2 protein-coding genes are annotated in these 26,291 nt (G+C 39.1%); both read right to left on the bottom strand.

The window, feature by feature from the left end:
* Positions 1 to 3: 3 nt before the first annotated feature.
* Positions 4 to 17,397, bottom strand: a complete 17,394-nt coding sequence (locus AC5SML_RS02905; RefSeq protein ID WP_494617564.1) for a cadherin-like domain-containing protein — start codon at positions 17,395 to 17,397, stop codon at positions 4 to 6.
* Between the two features lie 29 nt (positions 17,398 to 17,426).
* Positions 17,427 to 26,261, bottom strand: coding sequence for a cadherin-like domain-containing protein (locus AC5SML_RS02900; protein ID WP_494617562.1), 8,835 nt, complete (start codon positions 26,259 to 26,261; stop codon positions 17,427 to 17,429).
* Positions 26,262 to 26,291: the final 30 nt, after the last annotated feature.

The following is a 26,291-nucleotide window of genomic DNA, read 5'->3' as shown; positions in this document are numbered from 1 at the left end:
ATTTTATAGTCTATTAATAAGGTCATTACCATAATCTTCCCAATCATTAAATTCTTTATCTAATTGGTCGCTTAAAGTAACAAATTTATTATTTTCACCCCCATCAAAATTTTGGGATACATTTTGCTCTTGTAAATCAATTTCTAAATCTTTTACAATAATTTTTCCATCCTGCTCAATAATAAGTTTTAATTCTAATTGAGAAGCATCTTCAGGTGGATTTTCTGCAATAATTTGACCCGTTACAGGATCATACTCAAGCCAGTCAGGTACTTCGGTTCCATCTTTAAGAACAAGTTTAGTATTATTAAAATTACCTTTTAGCTCATTGGGCAAATCTATAATTAAATCATTTCCAATATTTAAAGGTTTAAGTTGAAAAATTGTTTCTGGTTTAAACGTTTCAATAATTTCATTGATATCTGCTTGATTGTTAAAATTTAATGTTTTGTTAAATAATCTTTCAACTAATCCATCTTCATTTTGTTTTACAATATTAACCGTACCGTCTTCATTAACGGTAATTGAAGAATTTGTTCTTTTTGCTTGTTTGATAATTTTTCTATCTTGTTTTATTTTTTCAGGATCAATCTCAACTGCAATTTCTCGAGTTTCATTGTTTTTATCCGTTGCAATAATCATAATTTCAACTTTATCTACACCTTCTGGAATATTTGTGGTTGTTTGACCTGTTTTAGGATTAATTTTAATCCACTCAGGTAATGCAGAACCATCACTCATTTTTCCATCAAATTTAACAATCTCATTGTCGGCTTCATTCATGACACCAAATTTCAATTTTAAACCTTCTTGTTTGTCTTTAACTTTAAGGTTTGAAAGTTCTCCTTCAGAAATTTGAAGAGAGTCTGTTTCGGCAACTAAATCAACTAATTTGAGACCTTGGGAATAATCTGTTTTTTTTGCAGTTTGTTCAAATTCAAAATTATTTAAATCAAATTCTGTTGATTGATTTAGTTCTGTGAAAGTATTTTCAACTTGAACTCTTGCTTCCATTCTAGCTTGATTTATAATAATTCTTTCAGCTTTCTTTTCTCTAATTTCTTTAACAACACCACCACCATTTTGTAATTTTAATACAATTGAACTTGTATCCGTAACACCGCTGCCATCTCTAACTGTATAATTAAAATATTCATAAACTATTTCACCTGGATCCAATGTATCTTTTAAACCTTCATTAACTATATATGTGTAGCTACCATTTGAGTTCATTATCAAAGAACCATAAGTTCCAATTAATGCCTCCCCTAATGTTCCAGCAGTACCTGAGCCTTCAGTTGATCCTGTTCTTATCTCGGTTACTATTGATGTATCATTTGAATCTGGATCAGTATCGTTAGTTAACACATCTTTTTCAGAGTCATTTGTGACTGTTAAAGTTGAAGTTGCTGCTATATCAATTGTATTACTATCATTAACACCAACTGGGGCATCATTAGCACCTGTAACCGTTATAGAAAGTTGTCCTGTATCTGTTCCACCATTACCGTCTGAGACTGTATATGTAAAATAATCTATTCCAGTTTCTCCACTACCTAAAACATCATTAGGCGTATAACTATATGTTCCATCTGAATTAATTGTTAAAGATCCATAAGTACCAGTTAAAGGTGTAGCTATTGCTCCAAATGTTCCAGAGCCAGACTCTGTTCCTGTTCTTATGCCTGATATTTCTAATGTATCTCCCTCTGTATCTGTGTCGCCATAGAGAATATCTGAAGTCCCGTCTGTGACTGTTGTAGTAGTACCTTCTGTTGCGGTATTCTCTTCATTATCTGCAACCGGATTATCATTTATAGCGGTTACGTTAATTGTCATAGTGTAACTTGTAGCGCTATCTACATCACCATCATTAACGGAAAACTCAAAAGTTGTATAAGGTGAACCGCTTTCATTTGCAGTAGGGTTTAATCTTAAATATCCACTTGTAATATCAGATACTGTAATAACTTGGTTTAAAGTTACATCTATCCAAGCTGAACCATTGTAATATTGTAATGCACCAGCATCTTCTAAGTTAGTTATCTTAATACTTTCTAAAGTATCACCTTCATCTGTGTCGGTATACCCAAAGTCAGATGTTGAAAATACATAAGGCGTATCTTCATCTATAGAAACTGTATTATTTGATGCTGTTGGCGCATCGTTAACAGTTGTAACACTTGGATCATGTGTGGCTGTGGCCGTTGAACTATCGCCGTCGGTGACTGTGACGGTGTACGCTGGTAACTCATTACCGGCATTAACTCTCGCCGCGCCCGCATCTGTTAAGGTTACAGTCGCTGTACCCGAGTTATCATAAGATATGGCATAGTTTGTTGTATCAGAAACAGTAACAGTTAAACTGCCGTCTGCCGTTTCTTCATCATCAACATCAAATACGCCTACCGTGGCCCCAGATGATGTACTGTCTTCAGTAAAGTTATTCGCTGTTGTTTGTGAAATGGTTGGCGCATCGTTTTGTAATGAAATCGTTGGGGTTTGAGTTGCGGTTGCCGTATTACTCGCTTCATCAGTAACAGTTAATGTATAGGCTGGTAAACTATTTCCCGCATTTAAATAAGTAACCCCGGCTGCCGTTAAAGTAACGGTCGCTGTGCCGTCATCATTATTCGCTACCGCATAATAAGTTGTATTTGAAAGAGTTAACGTTAACGTATCGTCTGCTGTTTCTTCATCGGCAATATTAAAGGTATGAACGGTATCGCCTGTAGATACAGACCCCTCTGTTAATGTAGAAGTGGCACTTACTGCAATTGTTGGATCATCGTTAACAGTTGTAACACTTGGATCATGTGTGGCTGTGGCCGTTGAACTATCGCCGTCGGTGACTGTGACGGTGTACGCTGGTAACTCATTACCGGCATTAACTCTCGCCGCGCCCGCATCTGTTAAGGTTACAGTCGCTGTACCCGAGTTATCATAAGATATGGCATAGTTTGTTGTATCAGAAACAGTAACAGTTAAACTGCCGTCTGCCGTTTCTTCATCATCAACATCAAATACGCCTACCGTGGCCCCAGATGATGTACTGTCTTCAGTAAAGTTATTCGCTGTTGTTTGTGAAATGGTTGGCGCATCGTTTTGTAATGAAATCGTTGGGGTTTGAGTTGCGGTTGCCGTATTACTCGCTTCATCAGTAACAGTTAATGTATAGGCTGGTAAACTATTTCCCCCATTTAAATAAGTAACCCCGGCTGCCGTTAAAGTAACGGTCGCTGTGCCGTCATCATTATTCGCTACCGCATAATAAGTTGTATTTGAAAGAGTTAACGTTAACGTATCGTCTGCTGTTTCTTCATCGGCAATATTAAAGGTATGAACGGTATCGCCTGTAGATACAGACCCCTCTGTTAATGTAGAAGTGGCACTTACTGCAATTGTTGGATCATCGTTAACAGTTGTAACACTTGGATCATGTGTGGCTGTGGCCGTTGAACTATCGCCGTCGGTGACTGTGACAGTGTACGCTGGTAACTCATTACCGGCATTAACTCTCGCCGCGCCCGCATCTGTTAAGGTTACAGTCGCTGTACCCGAGTTATCATAAGATATGGCATAGTTTGTTGTATCAGAAACAGTAACAGTTAAACTGCCGTCTGCCGTTTCTTCATCATCAACATCAAATACGCCTACCGTGGCCCCAGATGATGTACTGTCTTCAGTAAAGTTATTCGCTGTTGTTTGTGAAATGGTTGGCGCATCGTTTTGTAATGAAATCGTTGGGGTTTGAGTTGCGGTTGCCGTATTACTCGCTTCATCAGTAACAGTTAATGTATAGGCTGGTAAACTATTTCCCGCATTTAAATAAGTAACCCCGGCTGCCGTTAAAGTAACGGTCGCTGTGCCGTCATCATTATTCGCTACCGCATAATAAGTTGTATTTGAAAGAGTTAACGTTAACGTATCGTCTGCTGTTTCTTCATCGGCAATATTAAAGGTATGAACGGTATCGCCTGTAGATACAGACCCCTCTGTTAATGTAGAAGTGGCACTTACTGCAATTGTTGGATCATCGTTAACAGTTGTAACACTTGGATCATGTGTGGCTGTGGCCGTTGAACTATCGCCGTCGGTGACTGTGACAGTGTACGCTGGTAACTCATTACCGGCATTAACTCTCGCCGCGCCCGCATCTGTTAAGGTTACAGTCGCTGTACCCGAGTTATCATAAGATATGGCATAGTTTGTTGTATCAGAAACAGTAACAGTTAAACTGCCGTCTGCCGTTTCTTCATCATCAACATCAAATACGCCTACCGTGGCCCCAGATGATGTACTGTCTTCAGTAAAGTTATTCGCTGTTGTTTGTGAAATGGTTGGATCATCGTTAACAGTTGTAACACTTGGATCATGTGTGGCTGTGGCCGTTGAACTATCGCCGTCGGTGACTGTGACGGTGTACGCTGGTAACTCATTACCGGCATTAACTCTCGCCGCGCCCGCATCTGTTAAGGTTACAGTCGCTGTACCCGAGTTATCATAAGATATGGCATAGTTTGTTGTATCAGAAACAGTAACAGTTAAACTGCCGTCTGCCGTTTCTTCATCATCAACATCAAATACGCCTACCGTGGCCCCAGATGATGTACTGTCTTCAGTAAAGTTATTCGCTGTTGTTTGTGAAATGGTTGGCGCATCGTTTTGTAATGAAATCGTTGGGGTTTGAGTTGCGGTTGCCGTATTACTCGCTTCATCAGTAACAGTTAATGTATAGGCTGGTAAACTATTTCCCGCATTTAAATAAGTAACCCCGGCTGCCGTTAAAGTAACGGTCGCTGTGCCGTCATCATTATTCGCTACCGCATAATAAGTTGTATTTGAAAGAGTTAACGTTAACGTATCGTCTGCTGTTTCTTCATCGGCAATATTAAAGGTATGAACGGTATCGCCTGTAGATACAGACCCCTCTGTTAATGTAGAAGTGGCACTTACTGCAATTGTTGGATCATCGTTAACAGTTGTAACACTTGGATCATGTGTGGCTGTGGCCGTTGAACTATCGCCGTCGGTGACTGTGACAGTGTACGCTGGTAACTCATTACCGGCATTAACTCTCGCCGCGCCCGCATCTGTTAAGGTTACAGTCGCTGTACCCGAGTTATCATAAGATATGGCATAGTTTGTTGTATCAGAAACAGTAACAGTTAAACTGCCGTCTGCCGTTTCTTCATCATCAACATCAAATACGCCTACCGTGGCCCCAGATGATGTACTGTCTTCAGTAAAGTTATTCGCTGTTGTTTGTGAAATGGTTGGATCATCGTTAACAGTTGTAACACTTGGATCATGTGTGGCTGTGGCCGTTGAACTATCGCCGTCGGTGACTGTGACGGTGTACGCTGGTAACTCATTACCGGCATTAACTCTCGCCGCGCCCGCATCTGTTAAGGTTACAGTCGCTGTACCCGAGTTATCATAAGATATGGCATAGTTTGTTGTATCAGAAACAGTAACAGTTAAACTGCCGTCTGCCGTTTCTTCATCATCAACATCAAATACGCCTACCGTGGCCCCAGATGATGTACTGTCTTCAGTAAAGTTATTCGCTGTTGTTTGTGAAATGGTTGGCGCATCGTTTTGTAATGAAATCGTTGGGGTTTGAGTTGCGGTTGCCGTATTACTCGCTTCATCAGTAACAGTTAATGTATAGGCTGGTAAACTATTTCCCGCATTTAAATAAGTAACCCCGGCTGCCGTTAAAGTAACGGTCGCTGTGCCGTCATCATTATTCGCTACCGCATAATAAGTTGTATTTGAAAGAGTTAACGTTAACGTATCGTCTGCTGTTTCTTCATCGGCAATATTAAAGGTATGAACGGTATCGCCTGTAGATACAGACCCCTCTGTTAATGTAGAAGTGGCACTTACTGCAATTGTTGGATCATCGTTAACAGTTGTAACACTTGGATCATGTGTGGCTGTGGCCGTTGAACTATCGCCGTCGGTGACTGTGACAGTGTACGCTGGTAACTCATTACCGGCATTAACTCTCGCCGCGCCCGCATCTGTTAAGGTTACAGTCGCTGTACCCGAGTTATCATAAGATATGGCATAGTTTGTTGTATCAGAAACAGTAACAGTTAAACTGCCGTCTGCCGTTTCTTCATCATCAACATCAAATACGCCTACCGTGGCCCCAGATGATGTACTGTCTTCAGTAAAGTTATTCGCTGTTGTTTGTGAAATGGTTGGCGCATCGTTTTGTAATGAAATCGTTGGGGTTTGAGTTGCGGTTGCCGTATTACTCGCTTCATCAGTAACAGTTAATGTATAGGCTGGTAAACTATTTCCCGCATTTAAATAAGTAACCCCGGCTGCCGTTAAAGTAACGGTCGCTGTGCCGTCATCATTATTCGCTACCGCATAATAAGTTGTATTTGAAAGAGTTAACGTTAACGTATCGTCTGCTGTTTCTTCATCGGCAATATTAAAGGTATGAACGGTATCGCCTGTAGATACAGACCCCTCTGTTAATGTAGAAGTGGCACTTACTGCAATTGTTGGATCATCGTTAACAGTTGTAACACTTGGATCATGTGTGGCTGTGGCCGTTGAACTATCGCCGTCGGTGACTGTGACAGTGTACGCTGGTAACTCATTACCGGCATTAACTCTCGCCGCGCCCGCATCTGTTAAGGTTACAGTCGCTGTACCCGAGTTATCATAAGATATGGCATAGTTTGTTGTATCAGAAACAGTAACAGTTAAACTGCCGTCTGCCGTTTCTTCATCATCAACATCAAATACGCCTACCGTGGCCCCAGATGATGTACTGTCTTCAGTAAAGTTATTCGCTGTTGTTTGTGAAATGGTTGGCGCATCGTTTTGTAATGAAATCGTTGGGGTTTGAGTTGCGGTTGCCGTATTACTCGCTTCATCAGTAACAGTTAATGTATAGGCTGGTAAACTATTTCCCGCATTTAAATAAGTAACCCCGGCTGCCGTTAAAGTAACGGTCGCTGTGCCGTCATCATTATTCGCTACCGCATAATAAGTTGTATTTGAAAGAGTTAACGTTAACGTATCGTCTGCTGTTTCTTCATCGGCAATATTAAAGGTATGAACGGTATCGCCTGTAGATACAGACCCCTCTGTTAATGTAGAAGTGGCACTTACTGCAATTGTTGGATCATCGTTAACAGTTGTAACACTTGGATCATGTGTGGCTGTGGCCGTTGAACTATCGCCGTCGGTGACTGTGACAGTGTACGCTGGTAACTCATTACCGGCATTAACTCTCGCCGCGCCCGCATCTGTTAAGGTTACAGTCGCTGTACCCGAGTTATCATAAGATATGGCATAGTTTGTTGTATCAGAAACAGTAACAGTTAAACTGCCGTCTGCCGTTTCTTCATCATCAACATCAAATACGCCTACCGTGGCCCCAGATGATGTACTGTCTTCAGTAAAGTTATTCGCTGTTGTTTGTGAAATGGTTGGATCATCGTTAACAGTTGTAACACTTGGATCATGTGTGGCTGTGGCCGTTGAACTATCGCCGTCGGTGACTGTGACGGTGTACGCTGGTAACTCATTACCGGCATTAACTCTCGCCGCGCCCGCATCTGTTAAGGTTACAGTCGCTGTACCCGAGTTATCATAAGATATGGCATAGTTTGTTGTATCAGAAACAGTAACAGTTAAACTGCCGTCTGCCGTTTCTTCATCATCAACATCAAATACGCCTACCGTGGCCCCAGATGATGTACTGTCTTCAGTAAAGTTATTCGCTGTTGTTTGTGAAATGGTTGGCGCATCGTTTTGTAATGAAATCGTTGGGGTTTGAGTTGCGGTTGCCGTATTACTCGCTTCATCAGTAACAGTTAATGTATAGGCTGGTAAACTATTTCCCCCATTTAAATAAGTAACCCCGGCTGCCGTTAAAGTAACGGTCGCTGTGCCGTCATCATTATTCGCTACCGCATAATAAGTTGTATTTGAAAGAGTTAACGTTAACGTATCGTCTGCTGTTTCTTCATCGGCAATATTAAAGGTATGAACGGTATCGCCTGTAGATACAGACCCCTCTGTTAATGTAGAAGTGGCACTTACTGCAATTGTTGGATCATCGTTAACAGTTGTAACACTTGGATCATGTGTGGCTGTGGCCGTTGAACTATCGCCGTCGGTGACTGTGACAGTGTACGCTGGTAACTCATTACCGGCATTAACTCTCGCCGCGCCCGCATCTGTTAAGGTTACAGTCGCTGTACCCGAGTTATCATAAGATATGGCATAGTTTGTTGTATCAGAAACAGTAACAGTTAAACTGCCGTCTGCCGTTTCTTCATCATCAACATCAAATACGCCTACCGTGGCCCCAGATGATGTACTGTCTTCAGTAAAGTTATTCGCTGTTGTTTGTGAAATGGTTGGATCATCGTTAACAGTTGTAACACTTGGATCATGTGTGGCTGTGGCCGTTGAACTATCGCCGTCGGTGACTGTGACAGTGTACGCTGGTAACTCATTACCGGCATTAACTCTCGCCGCGCCCGCATCTGTTAAGGTTACAGTCGCTGTACCCGAGTTATCATAAGATATGGCATAGTTTGTTGTATCAGAAACAGTAACAGTTAAACTGCCGTCTGCCGTTTCTTCATCATCAACATCAAATACGCCTACCGTGGCCCCAGATGATGTACTGTCTTCAGTAAAGTTATTCGCTGTTGTTTGTGAAATGGTTGGCGCATCGTTTTGTAATGAAATCGTTGGGGTTTGAGTTGCGGTTGCCGTATTACTCGCTTCATCAGTAACAGTTAATGTATAGGCTGGTAAACTATTTCCCGCATTTAAATAAGTAACCCCGGCTGCCGTTAAAGTAACGGTCGCTGTGCCGTCATCATTATTCGCTACCGCATAATAAGTTGTATTTGAAAGAGTTAACGTTAACGTATCGTCTGCTGTTTCTTCATCGGCAATATTAAAGGTATGAACGGTATCGCCTGTAGATACAGACCCCTCTGTTAATGTAGAAGTGGCACTTACTGCAATTGTTGGATCATCGTTAACAGTTGTAACACTTGGATCATGTGTGGCTGTGGCCGTTGAACTATCGCCGTCGGTGACTGTGACGGTGTACGCTGGTAACTCATTACCGGCATTAACTCTCGCCGCGCCCGCATCTGTTAAGGTTACAGTCGCTGTACCCGAGTTATCATAAGATATGGCATAGTTTGTTGTATCAGAAACAGTAACAGTTAAACTGCCGTCTGCCGTTTCTTCATCATCAACATCAAATACGCCTACCGTGGCCCCAGATGATGTACTGTCTTCAGTAAAGTTATTCGCTGTTGTTTGTGAAATGGTTGGCGCATCGTTTTGTAATGAAATCGTTGGGGTTTGAGTTGCGGTTGCCGTATTACTCGCTTCATCAGTAACAGTTAATGTATAGGCTGGTAAACTATTTCCCGCATTTAAATAAGTAACCCCGGCTGCCGTTAAAGTAACGGTCGCTGTGCCGTCATCATTATTCGCTACCGCATAATAAGTTGTATTTGAAAGAGTTAACGTTAACGTATCGTCTGCTGTTTCTTCATCGGCAATATTAAAGGTATGAACGGTATCGCCTGTAGATACAGACCCCTCTGTTAATGTAGAAGTGGCACTTACTGCAATTGTTGGATCATCGTTAACAGTTGTAACACTTGGATCATGTGTGGCTGTGGCCGTTGAACTATCGCCGTCGGTGACTGTGACGGTGTACGCTGGTAACTCATTACCGGCATTAACTCTCGCCGCGCCCGCATCTGTTAAGGTTACAGTCGCTGTACCCGAGTTATCATAAGATATGGCATAGTTTGTTGTATCAGAAACAGTAACAGTTAAACTGCCGTCTGCCGTTTCTTCATCATCAACATCAAATACGCCTACCGTGGCCCCAGATGATGTACTGTCTTCAGTAAAGTTATTCGCTGTTGTTTGTGAAATGGTTGGATCATCGTTAACAGTTGTAACACTTGGATCATGTGTGGCTGTGGCCGTTGAACTATCGCCGTCGGTGACTGTGACGGTGTACGCTGGTAACTCATTACCGGCATTAACTCTCGCCGCGCCCGCATCTGTTAAGGTTACAGTCGCTGTACCCGAGTTATCATAAGATATGGCATAGTTTGTTGTATCAGAAACAGTAACAGTTAAACTGCCGTCTGCCGTTTCTTCATCATCAACATCAAATACGCCTACCGTGGCCCCAGATGATGTACTGTCTTCAGTAAAGTTATTCGCTGTTGTTTGTGAAATGGTTGGCGCATCGTTTTGTAATGAAATCGTTGGGGTTTGAGTTGCGGTTGCCGTATTACTCGCTTCATCAGTAACAGTTAATGTATAGGCTGGTAAACTATTTCCCGCATTTAAATAAGTAACCCCGGCTGCCGTTAAAGTAACGGTCGCTGTGCCGTCATCATTATTCGCTACCGCATAATAAGTTGTATTTGAAAGAGTTAACGTTAACGTATCGTCTGCTGTTTCTTCATCGGCAATATTAAAGGTATGAACGGTATCGCCTGTAGATACAGACCCCTCTGTTAATGTAGAAGTGGCACTTACTGCAATTGTTGGATCATCGTTAACAGTTGTAACACTTGGATCATGTGTGGCTGTGGCCGTTGAACTATCGCCGTCGGTGACTGTGACAGTGTACGCTGGTAACTCATTACCGGCATTAACTCTCGCCGCGCCCGCATCTGTTAAGGTTACAGTCGCTGTACCCGAGTTATCATAAGATATGGCATAGTTTGTTGTATCAGAAACAGTAACAGTTAAACTGCCGTCTGCCGTTTCTTCATCATCAACATCAAATACGCCTACCGTGGCCCCAGATGATGTACTGTCTTCAGTAAAGTTATTCGCTGTTGTTTGTGAAATGGTTGGCGCATCGTTTTGTAATGAAATCGTTGGGGTTTGAGTTGCGGTTGCCGTATTACTCGCTTCATCAGTAACAGTTAATGTATAGGCTGGTAAACTATTTCCCGCATTTAAATAAGTAACCCCGGCTGCCGTTAAAGTAACGGTCGCTGTGCCGTCATCATTATTCGCTACCGCATAATAAGTTGTATTTGAAAGAGTTAACGTTAACGTATCGTCTGCTGTTTCTTCATCGGCAATATTAAAGGTATGAACGGTATCGCCTGTAGATACAGACCCCTCTGTTAATGTAGAAGTGGCACTTACTGCAATTGTTGGATCATCGTTAACAGTTGTAACACTTGGATCATGTGTGGCTGTGGCCGTTGAACTATCGCCGTCGGTGACTGTGACGGTGTACGCTGGTAACTCATTACCGGCATTAACTCTCGCCGCGCCCGCATCTGTTAAGGTTACAGTCGCTGTACCCGAGTTATCATAAGATATGGCATAGTTTGTTGTATCAGAAACAGTAACAGTTAAACTGCCGTCTGCCGTTTCTTCATCATCAACATCAAATACGCCTACCGTGGCCCCAGATGATGTACTGTCTTCAGTAAAGTTATTCGCTGTTGTTTGTGAAATGGTTGGATCATCGTTAACAGTTGTAACACTTGGATCATGTGTGGCTGTGGCCGTTGAACTATCGCCGTCGGTGACTGTGACAGTGTACGCTGGTAACTCATTACCGGCATTAACTCTCGCCGCGCCCGCATCTGTTAAGGTTACAGTCGCTGTACCCGAGTTATCATAAGATATGGCATAGTTTGTTGTATCAGAAACAGTAACAGTTAAACTGCCGTCTGCCGTTTCTTCATCATCAACATCAAATACGCCTACCGTGGCCCCAGATGATGTACTGTCTTCAGTAAAGTTATTCGCTGTTGTTTGTGAAATGGTTGGCGCATCGTTTTGTAATGAAATCGTTGGGGTTTGAGTTGCGGTTGCCGTATTACTCGCTTCATCAGTAACAGTTAATGTATAGGCTGGTAAACTATTTCCCGCATTTAAATAAGTAACCCCGGCTGCCGTTAAAGTAACGGTCGCTGTGCCGTCATCATTATTCGCTACCGCATAATAAGTTGTATTTGAAAGAGTTAACGTTAACGTATCGTCTGCTGTTTCTTCATCGGCAATATTAAAGGTATGAACGGTATCGCCTGTAGATACAGACCCCTCTGTTAATGTAGAAGTGGCACTTACTGCAATTGTTGGATCATCGTTAACAGTTGTAACACTTGGATCATGTGTGGCTGTGGCCGTTGAACTATCGCCGTCGGTGACTGTGACGGTGTACGCTGGTAACTCATTACCGGCATTAACTCTCGCCGCGCCCGCATCTGTTAAGGTTACAGTCGCTGTACCCGAGTTATCATAAGATATGGCATAGTTTGTTGTATCAGAAACAGTAACAGTTAAACTGCCGTCTGCCGTTTCTTCATCATCAACATCAAATACGCCTACCGTGGCCCCAGATGATGTACTGTCTTCAGTAAAGTTATTCGCTGTTGTTTGTGAAATGGTTGGCGCATCGTTTTGACCTGTAATAGTAAATACTAATGTTGCAGTACTTGCATTAACATCGCCGTCATCTTTAATTTCATAATAAAAAGTATCTGTAACAGATGCATCTTGTGCAAGCGCTTGTGCAGTTGCATTATCCGGTGTGTAAGAATATTGACCTGTTTTATAAATTGTTAATGTTCCATAAGTTCCATCAATTGTATCTGCGTTGTCATCATCATCAACGGTTGTTGCAGTTGAAAAATTATCTGTTGAAACTCTAGTCACTCTTAAACTTTCAGTATCATAAGATGCATTACCATCATCATTTCCAAGAACACCTGTTCCCGTCACTGATGCTGTTCCTTCAACGGTTGCATCCTCATTAACATTTGCTGCATCATTTGCTGCTAGTGGACCAATTCCTGTAACAGCTATTGTTAAGGTTGTTGTTGCACCTGCTGCTTTATAATAAAAAACATCATTTGCTGCTACCCCTGCGGTTAATGCATCAGCTGCTGATTGATCTGCAACATAAGAGTATGCTCCTGTTGCATACATGGTTAAAGTTCCATAAGTACCTGTTATCGCTTGAGACGTTGAAATTGAAGTTAAACTATTCGATGCTGTTCCAATATGAGAAACGGTTGTTGCACTTGTATCATCCTCTAAAACATCTTCTGCATCTCCATCCGCAACAGTAACGGTTGCATCTTCGTTAACGGTATCTGTATCTGCATCTAATGAAACTGAAGAAGCAACAGTAAAAATTAGTTCACCTACATCATAAGCATGCGAACCTGCATTTCCACTTGAACCTTCATCATCACGGGTTGTAAATGTAAATGTGTCTGTTGCAGTTGCATCGTACGCGATATTATTTGTTGAACTTGCTGTATAAGTATATGTTCCATCTGCACCCATAACTAATGTTCCATAAGTACCAGTAACAGATAATCCATTAGAAGAAGTTGTTCCAGCTGTAACTAAATTATCATCATGTCCTAAATTAATTACTGTTGAATAACTTCCACCTTCTGAAGCAGCTTTTGCAGCTGTTACCACTAGAACACTGTCAGCATCATCACTGTCAGTAACAATAGTACCGTTATGAACATCCCCTGAACTTGCGGCACCTGCAGCAACTGTTGATCCAACGGTTGTATCTGTAACATCAGGTGCAGCGTTAACCGATATAGTCATTGTGTAAGCTGATGAACTATAATCTGTTCCATCATGAACTTTGAAACTAAAATATGGATTACTTTCTGAATTTGCAGCCGGGGTAAATCTTAATTTATCATTGGTAATATCTGACGCTGTAATTTCTTGGTCTTCAGTTACATCAACCCAAGATGATCCATTATCGTATTCTAAAGCACCCGCACTTTCTAATGTAGTAATTTTAACTTTTGATAAACTGCCTCCATCTGTATCTGCAAAACTAAAATCACTTGCTGCAAAAACTTTTGTAATATTGGATGGTGTTCTATCCCCTGCTGTAGATTCTTGGTTATTTTCATTAATGTATACTGTTGAATTAGATGCGGTAGGTGCAGAGTTATTAATTGTAATTGTTAATGTAGCTGTGGTTGTTGCTGTTCCATCACTTAAAGTATAAGTAAAGACATCATCTCCTGATGTTGCGTCAGAGTTTGCGGCATAAGAATAAGTACCATCTGAACCAAATGTTAAGGTACCTTTAGAACCAACAATGGTTGCTGCATTCGATGATTTTGTTGAGCTATACGTTACCTCTGAGCTGTTTCCGTTAGTGTGAGTAATTTTTGTTACATATAAACTAGAACTTGCATCAGCATCGGTATCACCTGAAACTAAGGTTCCAGCGCTATTAGTGGCATCAGTTACAGTACCAGCTGCCGTAACAGTATCTGTATCATTATCTGCTGTTGGCGCATCATTTATTCCAGTAATTGTTATGGTTATAGTTGCAATATCTGTTTCGCCTTGTCCATCAGATACAGTGTAATTAAAGATATCCGTTACAATATCGCCTGCATCAAGGGCATTCGTTGTACTATTGTCTGCAACAACATAAGTATAAGACCCATTTGCTGCAATTGTTAAATTACCATAGGTACCTGTTAAGGCTGAACCAACGGATCCTGCTGTACCATTACCTTCATCTGAACCGGTTCTAATTGCAGTAACAGTTAGTGTGTCGCTATCAGGATCTGTATCATAATTATTAGTTGAACTTGTGTTAATGACATCACCTGAATGTTCACCAGAGACATCCACTAGGCTGAAAGGAGTTGTTAAAGAATGTTCATTAACTCTATCGTTACTAGCACCTGTGGTAAAAAGTTTTGTTCCATCATTATTAAAAGAAAAACCAGTTGGATACGAGTCTGAAGAAGTAAGACTGTAACTACCTTTATGGGTAACAGTAGATGATATATCAAAGGCAGATGATAACGTATACTCGTTAATATCTCGACCACTTGTACCTGTGATATACATTTTTGTTCCATCGTGATTAAATCTTATGTCTGTTGGGTATATTTCTTGAGATTGAATACTAACACTATCAGTATATGAAATTGTTGAAATATCGAAGGCTGTACTTAGGGCGTATTCATATACTTTATCGTTTGATGCACCAACGGTGAACATCTTAGTTCCATCGTTATTAAAGGTTACCCCCATCATATTTGCGTCTTGGGAACTAAGAGTACTGGTTGTAGTTGCGCTTACGTTACTAGCAGTTGTATCAAATCCTGTTGAAACACTGTATTCTCTTATTTGGGTTGTATTTAGTATAAACCATTTTGTTCCATCATTATTAAATGCCATGGATTGTACGCCTTGACCACTCGCATAGGCATTAAGGTAAGATGCACTACTTACATCAAAGGCAGTTGAGAGATTGTAGTGGTATATATAACCAGTACTAGAATCTGATACATACATTTTTGTTCCATCATCATTAAAAATTACATCAGAAGAATTACTTGGGTATTGTGAACTGTATGAATTTGAGGAACTGAATGTAGCTGTATCCACACTTGTTGCATTAGAACTATTTGAAACGGTTAAAGTTCCACCTTCATTAATATTACCGGTATCATTACGTGCGGTTAGATCTTGGCTTGGAATAACATATATAGTTAATGTTTTTGTAGTGGCTACACCTCCAATACTCTGGGTGTAAGTAAATGTATCGGTTACGTTTGAACCGCCTGCATTAACACCTGATATATTAGAGTTTGCAACATAGTTATAACTACCATCTGAACCAATGGTTAAGGTTCCATAAGTACCCTCAACAGAAGTTGCTGAACCATGAGAGTAAGTAACATTTGTTACAGCAGTTGTAGAACTTCCACTAGGTTGGATATGTGTTACAGTATATGTATCGCTAGTATCATTAAAGACAATGTCTCCTGTATTACTTCCAGTACTTGTACCAGAAACAAGTGAGGCCGTATTTGCAACCGTTAATGTTTTACCTTCTTGGATATAACCAAAATGATTAACTACAACATTGATTGTAAGTGTTGCAGTTGTTGTAGAGGTTCCATCAGTTACGGTGTAAGTAAAAATATCCGGTCCTGTTGTGACATTTAAATTTGCAGTATAAGAATAACTACCATCTGAACCAAATGTTAAGGTACCTTTAGAACCAACAATGGTTGCTGCATTCGATGATTTTGTTGAGCTATACGTTACCTCTGAGCTGTTTCCGTTAGTGTGAGTAATTTTTGTTACATATAAACTAGAACTTGCATCAGCATCGGTATCACCTGAAACTAAGGTTCCAGCGCTATTAGTGGCATCAGTTACAGTACCAGCTGCCGTAACAGTATCTGTATCATTATCTGCTGTTGGCGCATCATTTATTCCAGTAATTGTTATGGTTATAGTTGCAATATCTGTTTCGCCTTGTCCATCAGATACAGTGTAATTAAAGATATCCGTTACAATATCGCCTGCATCAAGGGCATTCGTTGTACTATTGTCTGCAACAACATAAGTATAAGACCCATTTGCTGCAATTGTTAAATTACCATAGGTACCTGTTAAGGCTGAACCAACGGATCCTGCTGTACCATTACCTTCATCTGAACCGGTTCTAATTGCAGTAACAGTTAGTGTGTCGCTATCAGGATCTGTATCATAATTATTAGTTGAACTTGTGTTAATGACATCACCTGAATGTTCACCAGAGACATCCACTAGGCTGAAAGGAGTTGTTAAAGAATGTTCATTAACTCTATCGTTACTAGCACCTGTGGTAAAAAGTTTTGTTCCATCATTATTAAAAGAAAAACCAGTTGGATACGAGTCTGAAGAAGTAAGACTGTAACTACCTTTATGGGTAACAGTAGATGATATATCAAAGGCAGATGATAACGTATACTCGTTAATATCTCGACCACTTGTACCTGTGATATACATTTTTGTTCCATCGTGATTAAATCTTATGTCTGTTGGGTATATTTCTTGAGATTGAATACTAACACTATCAGTATATGAAATTGTTGAAATATCGAAGGCTGTACTTAGGGCGTATTCATATACTTTATCGTTTGATGCACCAACGGTGAACATCTTAGTTCCATCGTTATTAAAGGTTACCCCCATCATATTTGCGTCTTGGGAACTAAGAGTACTGGTTGTAGTTGCGCTTACGTTACTAGCAGTTGTATCAAATCCTGTTGAAACACTGTATTCTCTTATTTGGGTTGTATTTAGTATAAACCATTTTGTTCCATCATTATTAAATGCCATGGATTGTACGCCTTGACCACTCGCATAGGCATTAAGGTAAGATGCACTACTTACATCAAAGGCAGTTGAGAGATTGTAGTGGTATATATAACCAGTACTAGAATCTGATACATACATTTTTGTTCCATCATCATTAAAAATTACATCAGAAGAATTACTTGGGTATTGTGAACTGTATGAATTTGAGGAACTGAATGTAGCTGTATCCACACTTGTTGCATTAGAACTATTTGAAACGGTTAAAGTTCCACCTTCATTAATATTACCGGTATCATTACGTCGGTTAGATCTTGGCTTGGAATAACATATATAGTTAATGTTTTTGTAGTGGCTACACCTCCAATACTCTGGGTGTAAGTAAATGTATCGGTTACGTTTGAACCGCCTGCATTAACACCTGATATATTAGAGTTTGCAACATAGTTATAACTACCATCTGAACCAATGGTTAAGGTTCCATAAGTACCCTCAACAGAAGTTGCTGAACCATGAGAGTAAGTAACATTTGTTACAGCAGTTGTAGAACTTCCACTAGGTTGGATATGTGTTACAGTATATGTATCGCTAGTATCATTAAAGACAATGTCTCCTGTATTACTTCCAGTACTTGTACCAGAAACAAGTGAGGCCGTATTTGCAACCGTTAATGTTTTACCTTCTTGGATATAACCAAAATGATTAACTACAACATTGATTGTAAGTGTTGCAGTTGTTGTAGAGGTTCCATCAGTTACGGTGTAAGTAAAAATATCCGGTCCTGTTGTGACATTTAAATTTGCAGTATAAGAATAACTACCATCTGAACCAAATGTTAAGGTACCTTTAGAACCAACAATGGTTGCTGCATTCGATGATTTTGTTGAGCTATACGTTACCTCTGAGCTGTTTCCGTTAGTGTGAGTAATTTTTGTTACATATAAACTAGAACTTGCATCAGCATCGGTATCACCTGAAACTAAGGTTCCAGCGCTATTAGTGGCATCAGTTACAGTACCAGCTGCCGTAACAGTATCTGTATCATTATCTGCTGTTGGCGCATCATTTATTCCAGTAATTGTTATGGTTATAGTTGCAATATCTGTTTCGCCTTGTCCATCAGATACAGTGTAATTAAAGATATCCGTTACAATATCGCCTGCATCAAGGGCATTCGTTGTACTATTGTCTGCAACAACATAAGTATAAGACCCATTTGCTGCAATTGTTAAATTACCATAGGTACCTGTTAAGGCTGAACCAACGGATCCTGCTGTACCATTACCTTCATCTGAACCGGTTCTAATTGCAGTAACAGTTAGTGTGTCGCTATCAGGATCTGTATCATAATTATTAGTTGAACTTGTGTTAATGACATCACCTGAATGTTCACCAGAGACATCCACTAGGCTGAAAGGAGTTGTTAAAGAATGTTCATTAACTCTATCGTTACTAGCACCTGTGGTAAAAAGTTTTGTTCCATCATTATTAAAAGAAAAACCAGTTGGATACGAGTCTGAAGAAGTAAGACTGTAACTACCTTTATGGGTAACAGTAGATGATATATCAAAGGCAGATGATAACGTATACTCGTTAATATCTCGACCACTTGTACCTGTGATATACATTTTTGTTCCATCGTGATTAAATCTTATGTCTGTTGGGTATATTTCTTGAGATTGAATACTAACACTATCAGTATATGAAATTGTTGAAATATCGAAGGCTGTACTTAGGGCGTATTCATATACTTTATCGTTTGATGCACCAACGGTGAACATCTTAGTTCCATCGTTATTAAAGGTTACCCCCATCATATTTGCGTCTTGGGAACTAAGAGTACTGGTTGTAGTTGCGCTTACGTTACTAGCAGTTGTATCAAATCCTGTTGAAACACTGTATTCTCTTATTTGGGTTGTATTTAGTATAAACCATTTTGTTCCATCATTATTAAATGCCATGGATTGTACGCCTTGACCACTCGCATAGGCATTAAGGTAAGATGCACTACTTACATCAAAGGCAGTTGAGAGATTGTAGTGGTATATATAACCAGTACTAGAATCTGATACATACATTTTTGTTCCATCATCATTAAAAATTACATCAGAAGAATTACTTGGGTATTGTGAACTGTATGAATTTGAGGAACTGAATGTAGCTGTATCCACACTTGTTGCATTAGAACTATTTGAAACGGTTAAAGTTCCACCTTCATTAATATTACCGGTATCATTACGTGCGGTTAGATCTTGGCTTGGAATAACATATATAGTTAATGTTTTTGTAGTGGCTACACCTCCAATACTCTGGGTGTAAGTAAATGTATCGGTTACGTTTGAACCGCCTGCATTAACACCTGATATATTAGAGTTTGCAACATAGTTATAACTACCATCTGAACCAATGGTTAAGGTTCCATAAGTACCACTAGCAGAAGTTGCTGAACCATGAGAGTAAGTAACATCTGTTACAGCAGTTGTAGAACTTCCACTATGTTGGATATGTGTTACAGTATATGTATCGCTAGTATCATTAAAGACAATGTCTCCTGTATTACTTCCAGTACTTGTACCAGAAACAAGTGAGGCCGTATTTGCAACCGTTAATGTTTTACCTTCTTGGATATAACCAAAATGATTAACTACAACATTGATTGTAAGTGTTGCAGTTGTTGTAGAGGTTCCATCAGTTACGGTGTAAGTAAAAATATCCGGTCCTGTTGTGACATTTAAATTTGCAGTATAAGAATAACTACCATCTGAACCAAATGTTAAGGTACCTTTAGAACCAACAATGGTTGCTGCATTCGATGATTTTGTTGAGTTATACGTTACCTCTGAGCTGTTTCCGTTAGTGTGAGTAATTTTTGTTACATATAAACTAGAACTTGCATCAGCATCGGTATCACCTGAAACTAAGGTTCCAGCGCTATTAGTGGCATCAGTTACAGTACCAGCTGCCGTAACAGTATCTGTATCATTATCTGCTGTTGGCGCATCATTTATTCCAGTAATTGTAATTGTAATAGTTGCTGTATCTGTTCCACCATTTCCATCTGAAACAGTATAAGTAAATACATCGGTTACAATATCGCCTGCATCAAGGGCATTCGTTGTACTGTTATCTGCAACAACATAAGTATAACTTCCATCTGCACCAATAGTTATTGTTCCGTAGGTACCCGCAATACTTCCAGGTTGTCCTCCACTGTCAGAATAAGTAGAACCAGAGTCAACTGTATCTGTATTAGTGTTAGAATGTGATATGTTTGTAACTGTTAAAGTATCACCATCAGGATCTGTATCATAATTATTAGTTGAACTTGTGTTAATGACATCACCTGAATGTTCACCAGAGACATCCACTAGGCTGAAAGGAGTTGTTAAAGAATGTTCATTAACTCTATCGTTACTAGCACCTGTGGTAAAAAGTTTTGTTCCATCATTATTAAAAGAAAAACCAGTTGGATACGAGTCTGAAGAAGTAAGACTGTAACTACCTTTATGGGTAACAGTAGATGATATATCAAAGGCAGATGATAACGTATACTCGTTAATATCTCGACCACTTGTACCTGTGATATACATTTTTGTTCCATCGTGATTAAATCTTATGTCTGTTGGGTATATTTCTTGAGATTGAATACTAACACTATCAGTATATGAAATTGTTGAAATATCGAAGGCTGTACTTAGGGCGTATTCATATACTTTATCGTTTGATGCACCAACGGTGAACATCTTAGTTCCATCGTTATTAAAGGTTACCCCCATCATATTTGCGTCTTGGGAACTAAGAGTACTGGTTGTAGTTGCGCTTACGTTACTAGCAGTTGTATCAAATCCTGTTGAAACACTGTATTCTCTTATTTGGGTTGTATTTAGTATAAACCATTTTGTTCCATCATTATTAAATGCCATGGATTGTACGCCTTGACCACTCGCATAGGCATTAAGGTAAGATGCACTACTTACATCAAAGGCAGTTGAGAGATTGTAGTGGTATATATAACCAGTACTAGAATCTGATACATACATTTTTGTTCCATCATCATTAAAAATTACATCAGAAGAATTACTTGGGTATTGTGAACTGTATGAATTTGAGGAACTGAATGTAGCTGTATCCACACTTGTTGCATTAGAACTATTTGAAACGGTTAAAGTTCCACCTTCATTAATATTACCGGTATCATTACGTGCAACCGGTAAGGCATTAACTGTAATAGTTAAAGTAGCAGTATCTGTAGCTGTTCCATCTGATAATGTGTAAGTGAAAACATCCGTTCCTGCACTTGAACCTGCAATATATTGATAAGTACCATCTGCACCAATTCTTAAAGTACCATAACTTCCAGTAACTGATGTGTAACCTGAATTATAAGCAGTTCCTGAATTTACAGCTGTAGCACTTCCGCTTGCTGTGGTTGCAACAATACTAGATATACTTAATGAAGCACTTGTATCAGGATCCGTGTCTCCATCTAAAAGATCTGAAGATCCATCTGTAACTGTTAAAGTTTGGCTGATATTAACAGACCCAGTTTCATTATCTGCAACTGGTGCATCATTAACACCAATTACTGTAATTGTAATAGTTGCAGTATCCGTTTCACCCTGTCCATCAGATACAATATATGTAAAGACATCTGTTACCACATCCCCTGCATCTAGTGCATCCGTTGCATCTAAAGTTGCTGCATATTGATATGAACCATTAGAATTAATCGTTAAAATACCATAAGAACCTGTAACCGCTTCAGTATTACTTGAGAAAGTTGTTTGAGCATTTCCACCAGCTGCTGCAATACTTGTAATAGTTAACGTATCGCTGTCAGGGTCTGTATCATAATTAGCAGTTGAACTTGTATTAATGACATCTCCTGAATGTTCACCTGAAATATCTATTAAATTATAAGGACTAGCTAAATTATATTCATGAACTTTATCTGAATCATAACCCAACATAAACATTTTAGATCCATCGTTATTAAACCTTAAACTAAAAGTGTCTATGTCTTGTGATGACGTATCGTATTCGCCATGATATGTTGCTGTAGAAACATCAAAAGCAGTAGATAATTCATATTCCGTAATATCATCACCCGTACCTCCGGTAATAAATAATCTTGTTCCATCGCTATTAAATTCAATGTCTCTAGGTTTAGTTTCATAAGACGATGTATTTAACCTTTCACTATCACCTGCATACGTAGCTGAAGATGAAGATATATCAAATGCTGTTGATAGAGAATATTCTTCAATTCGTTGACTATCAAATCCAGTTACGAATAATTTTGTTCCATCATTATTAAAACGAATTCCACAAGGTCTATTGTCTACAACAGATAAACTAACGTTATCGTATGTTCCTGATGAAATATCGTAAGCTGTACCTAAACTATATTGAAAAACTGCATCAGCTGTGTTAGCACCGGTGAAATACAACTTAGTTCCATCATTGTTAAAAGTTATACCAAAAATTTGGGTGTCTCTTGCTGAGACATCTAAAGAATCTACGTAAGAAGCTGACGATACATCAAATGCCGATGTTAAAGTGTATTCATGAATATCATCATTATCATTTCCTGCATGAAACATTTTTAAACCATCTTTGCTAAAAGCAAGTCCAGCAGCATTAGTTTCTTGATCACTAATACTCTTAGCATCATCTACACTATATAAGGTTGCAGCAGTTGTAATACTGTTAGCATCATCACCATCTACAACAGTTAACGTTGCATCTTCATTTACAGTACCCGTATCATTACGTGCTGTTACATCTCCTGAAGCTTCTATGGTAATTGTAATAGTTGCAGTATCTGTTCCACCATTGCCATCTGAAACAGTATAAGTGAAAACATCAGTGAATGTTTCATCATCTACATCTAAATTAGTAATGTTTGAGCTTGCTGTATAAGTATAAGAACCATCATCTTCTAAGTCTAATGTACCATAGGTACCTGCAACACTATCCGTTCCAGCTGTACCATTTGCAGGAGATCCTGGTGTTGTATTTGCTCCACCTTGTCCTGTAGAACTTGTATGTGTGTAAGTTGTAATGGTTAAACTATCTTCATCTGCATCAGTATCATTTCCAAGAACATCGCCTGTATGATCACCTGTTGCATCATTATTGTTTGAACTACTATCAGCATCATTAGCAGATGCTCCATTTGCTACAGTTAATGTTTTACCTTCTTGGATATAACCCGTATCTACTGTTGCGCTTGGGGCAGTGTTTGTTGAATTAACAGTTATTGTAAGTGTTGCAATATCTGTTGCACCAAATTCATCGGTTACAGTGTAGTTAAAACTATCAGTTCCAGCGCTTGAACTTGCAACATAAGTATAGGTACCATCAGAGTTCATTGTTAAAGCACCATAACTTCCATTTAAAGCTGAACCAATTGTACCTGCAGTACCTGAACCTTCTGATGAACCTGTTCTGATTGCAGAAACAGTTAAAGATGCATCTGTATCAGCATCAGTATCACCTGCTAAAACATCTGAAGACCCGTCTGTAACAGTTAATGTTGTACTAACATCTGTTGAATTAGTTTCATTGTCAGCGCTTGGTGTATCATTGATACCTATAACGGTAATAGTTAAATCTGTATCTCCATTAATAGTAAAATCATCATACACAATATCCCCTGGATCTAGTGCATCAGTTACACTTTGGTTTGCAACATAACTATATGAACCATTGGATTGAATAGTTAACTGACCGTAAGTTCCGGTTAAAGCAGTATTAGTTGATCCTGATGTTCCACTTCCTGCAGCAACTGTTCCTGTTCTAATTGATGAAACAGTTGAGATACTTTCGGCAGATTTAGTTTGATCCACATTTGCAAGTGAAAATGGTGTTGAAACAGTATACTCAGTAATATCCTCAGCTAAATCATCTATTGCAAAAAGTTTTGTTCCATCTTTATTCCAAGTAACTTTTCCAAAATTATTACTTGCTATTTCTGTTCCTAATTGAAAACTTCCTTCATTGGTAACCGTTGAAGATAAATCCCAAGCAGTTGCAATTGAAAACTCATGAATTGTGTTATTATATTCATTGATGAACATTTTTTTTCCATTTGGACTAAAGCTAATTGAGTTGGCATATGTGTCGGTTAGGATTGATGAAAGATCTTTTTCAACATCTGGAGTTTGATAAGATGATAGATCCCATGCTGTTCCTAAACTAATTTGATGAACTGTTTTATCAGACCCTAAAATAAATAATTTGGTTCCATCCTCGCTAAATGTAATGTCTCTATTATAAAGGCTATTACTAGCTGTAACACCAAAAAGAGAAACTGTATTTAAATCATCTGAAGAACTTCTTTGATTTGTGGACACATCCCAGGGGGTAGTCAAAGTCGATTGATAAACATATCCTGTATCAAGATCTGATGTAAACATTTTAGTTCCATCATTGCTAAAAGCTATTCCATAAGCCCTGGAACTGGAATGAGGGTTTGAGGCTAAAGTGGTACCTACTACATATGAAGTTGCGGATGTAAGATCGTAAGCAGTTCCAAGATTAGCTGTAGTTATTGTATCGTTAGTATGCTCTAGAACAAATAATTTAGTCCCATCATCGCTAAAAACCATTCTTCTTGGGGTTCCATTTGATACCGTCATTGTAGATCCTGAGTCGACTGTAATTGGATCAGGACTTGAAGCGCTTCCTCCATTGCTAACTGATACAGAACCATCTTCTTCAACAGTTGCTGAACCATCTGATGAGTTTGGTACAACGAGAATTCTTATATAATCTCCAGCGGAAACATTCGCATTCTGCGCTCCAAATTGTAAAAGATTATTTGTTCCACTTCCATGATTTGAAACAGAAACCCAATCAGAACCGCTACTACCATTTGCAATAGCTGCAGATGAACTATGAGATTGAGTAGTATTAAAGAAGTTTGTCATACCAGTATGACTTTTTTTACCCTCTGCCATTCTACCACCGTCATTATCTGAAGAGTTGCTACTTCCTCCGCTACCACTCATTGCATAAATTAAATTGCCAGAATGATATGTGTTACCATCAACACTTGCTGCTCGAGTTTTTGCTTGATCAAAAAATATTCCAACTATTTCACCGTCAAAAACAACTTCTCCAGCTGAACCACTGGCTCTTTTGTTTATATTCTCTACTAGAAACATTAGATATGAATTTACCGTAATATTGCTTGAAGCATTTTGATTAGCTCCATTTTGTAATTCAGCATCTCCAGTATCATTATCGTCATCGAAAATATAAGTTGAATCAACATCAAGATTCGAAATTAATTCTCCACTAGAAACAGAAACATTTTGTTGTTCTACAGCTAAACCAAAATCAGAACCAACTGTTGCAAAAGCTCCTGAGCTTCCAAGTCCAACATTACCAGAATTCATCATTGTAACATTGCTATCAATATGAGTAACACCTGAGTTAGATAGAACACCTGAAGAAGATAATGATCCAAGAGCATGTTTGTAATTTTTAACTTTAAGTTCTTCTTCACCAATTAAACCTTCTTTTTTTTCTAATACCCAGTCTCCACCTTTACCAGTCAAGTCATCTGAGGCTGCAATATCTGCTTTGGTGATTTCTGAGATTTTTTTAATTAAAATTTCACCTTGTTCAGTGGAAGCTACATTACAACCATAAAATAAAATATCTCCACTTGTGGTTAACGATTGACCAATGGATGCTAAAGTTGATTGGTAATTAGTAATGGTATCGTTATTTAAAAAGGCATTACCAAATAAAATTTGTCCAGCACTACCGTGACCGATGATGTGTAAACCATCAATATCTTTTCGATCATTTAAAATTTCACTAATTCTTTTAAATCCATCTTCATTGGAGTTGATTAAATAAAACTCAGTGTTTTCTTTAAATGAATTAATAATGGTTTCATAATCAGAGACAGCACTATCAATAAAGACTACATTTTTTTTGTTTTGGTCTCTTGCAGTGTTTGCAAAAGGAACTTCATTGTTGTCTTTAGTGGTATCGATTATTTTAGAGTTTTTTTTTATATCTTCTTGATTACGTTCATCAATTAAATCTAAAAAGGTTGAGGCCCCTGCTCCGTCGAGCATTATCCTCTGCTCAAGGGCTTCTATAAATAT

This window comes from Candidatus Pelagibacter sp. PS_17, from assembly GCF_059417945.1.
The sequence above is the reverse complement of the archived record's forward strand: the minus strand, read 5'-3'. Positions and strand labels throughout refer to the sequence as shown.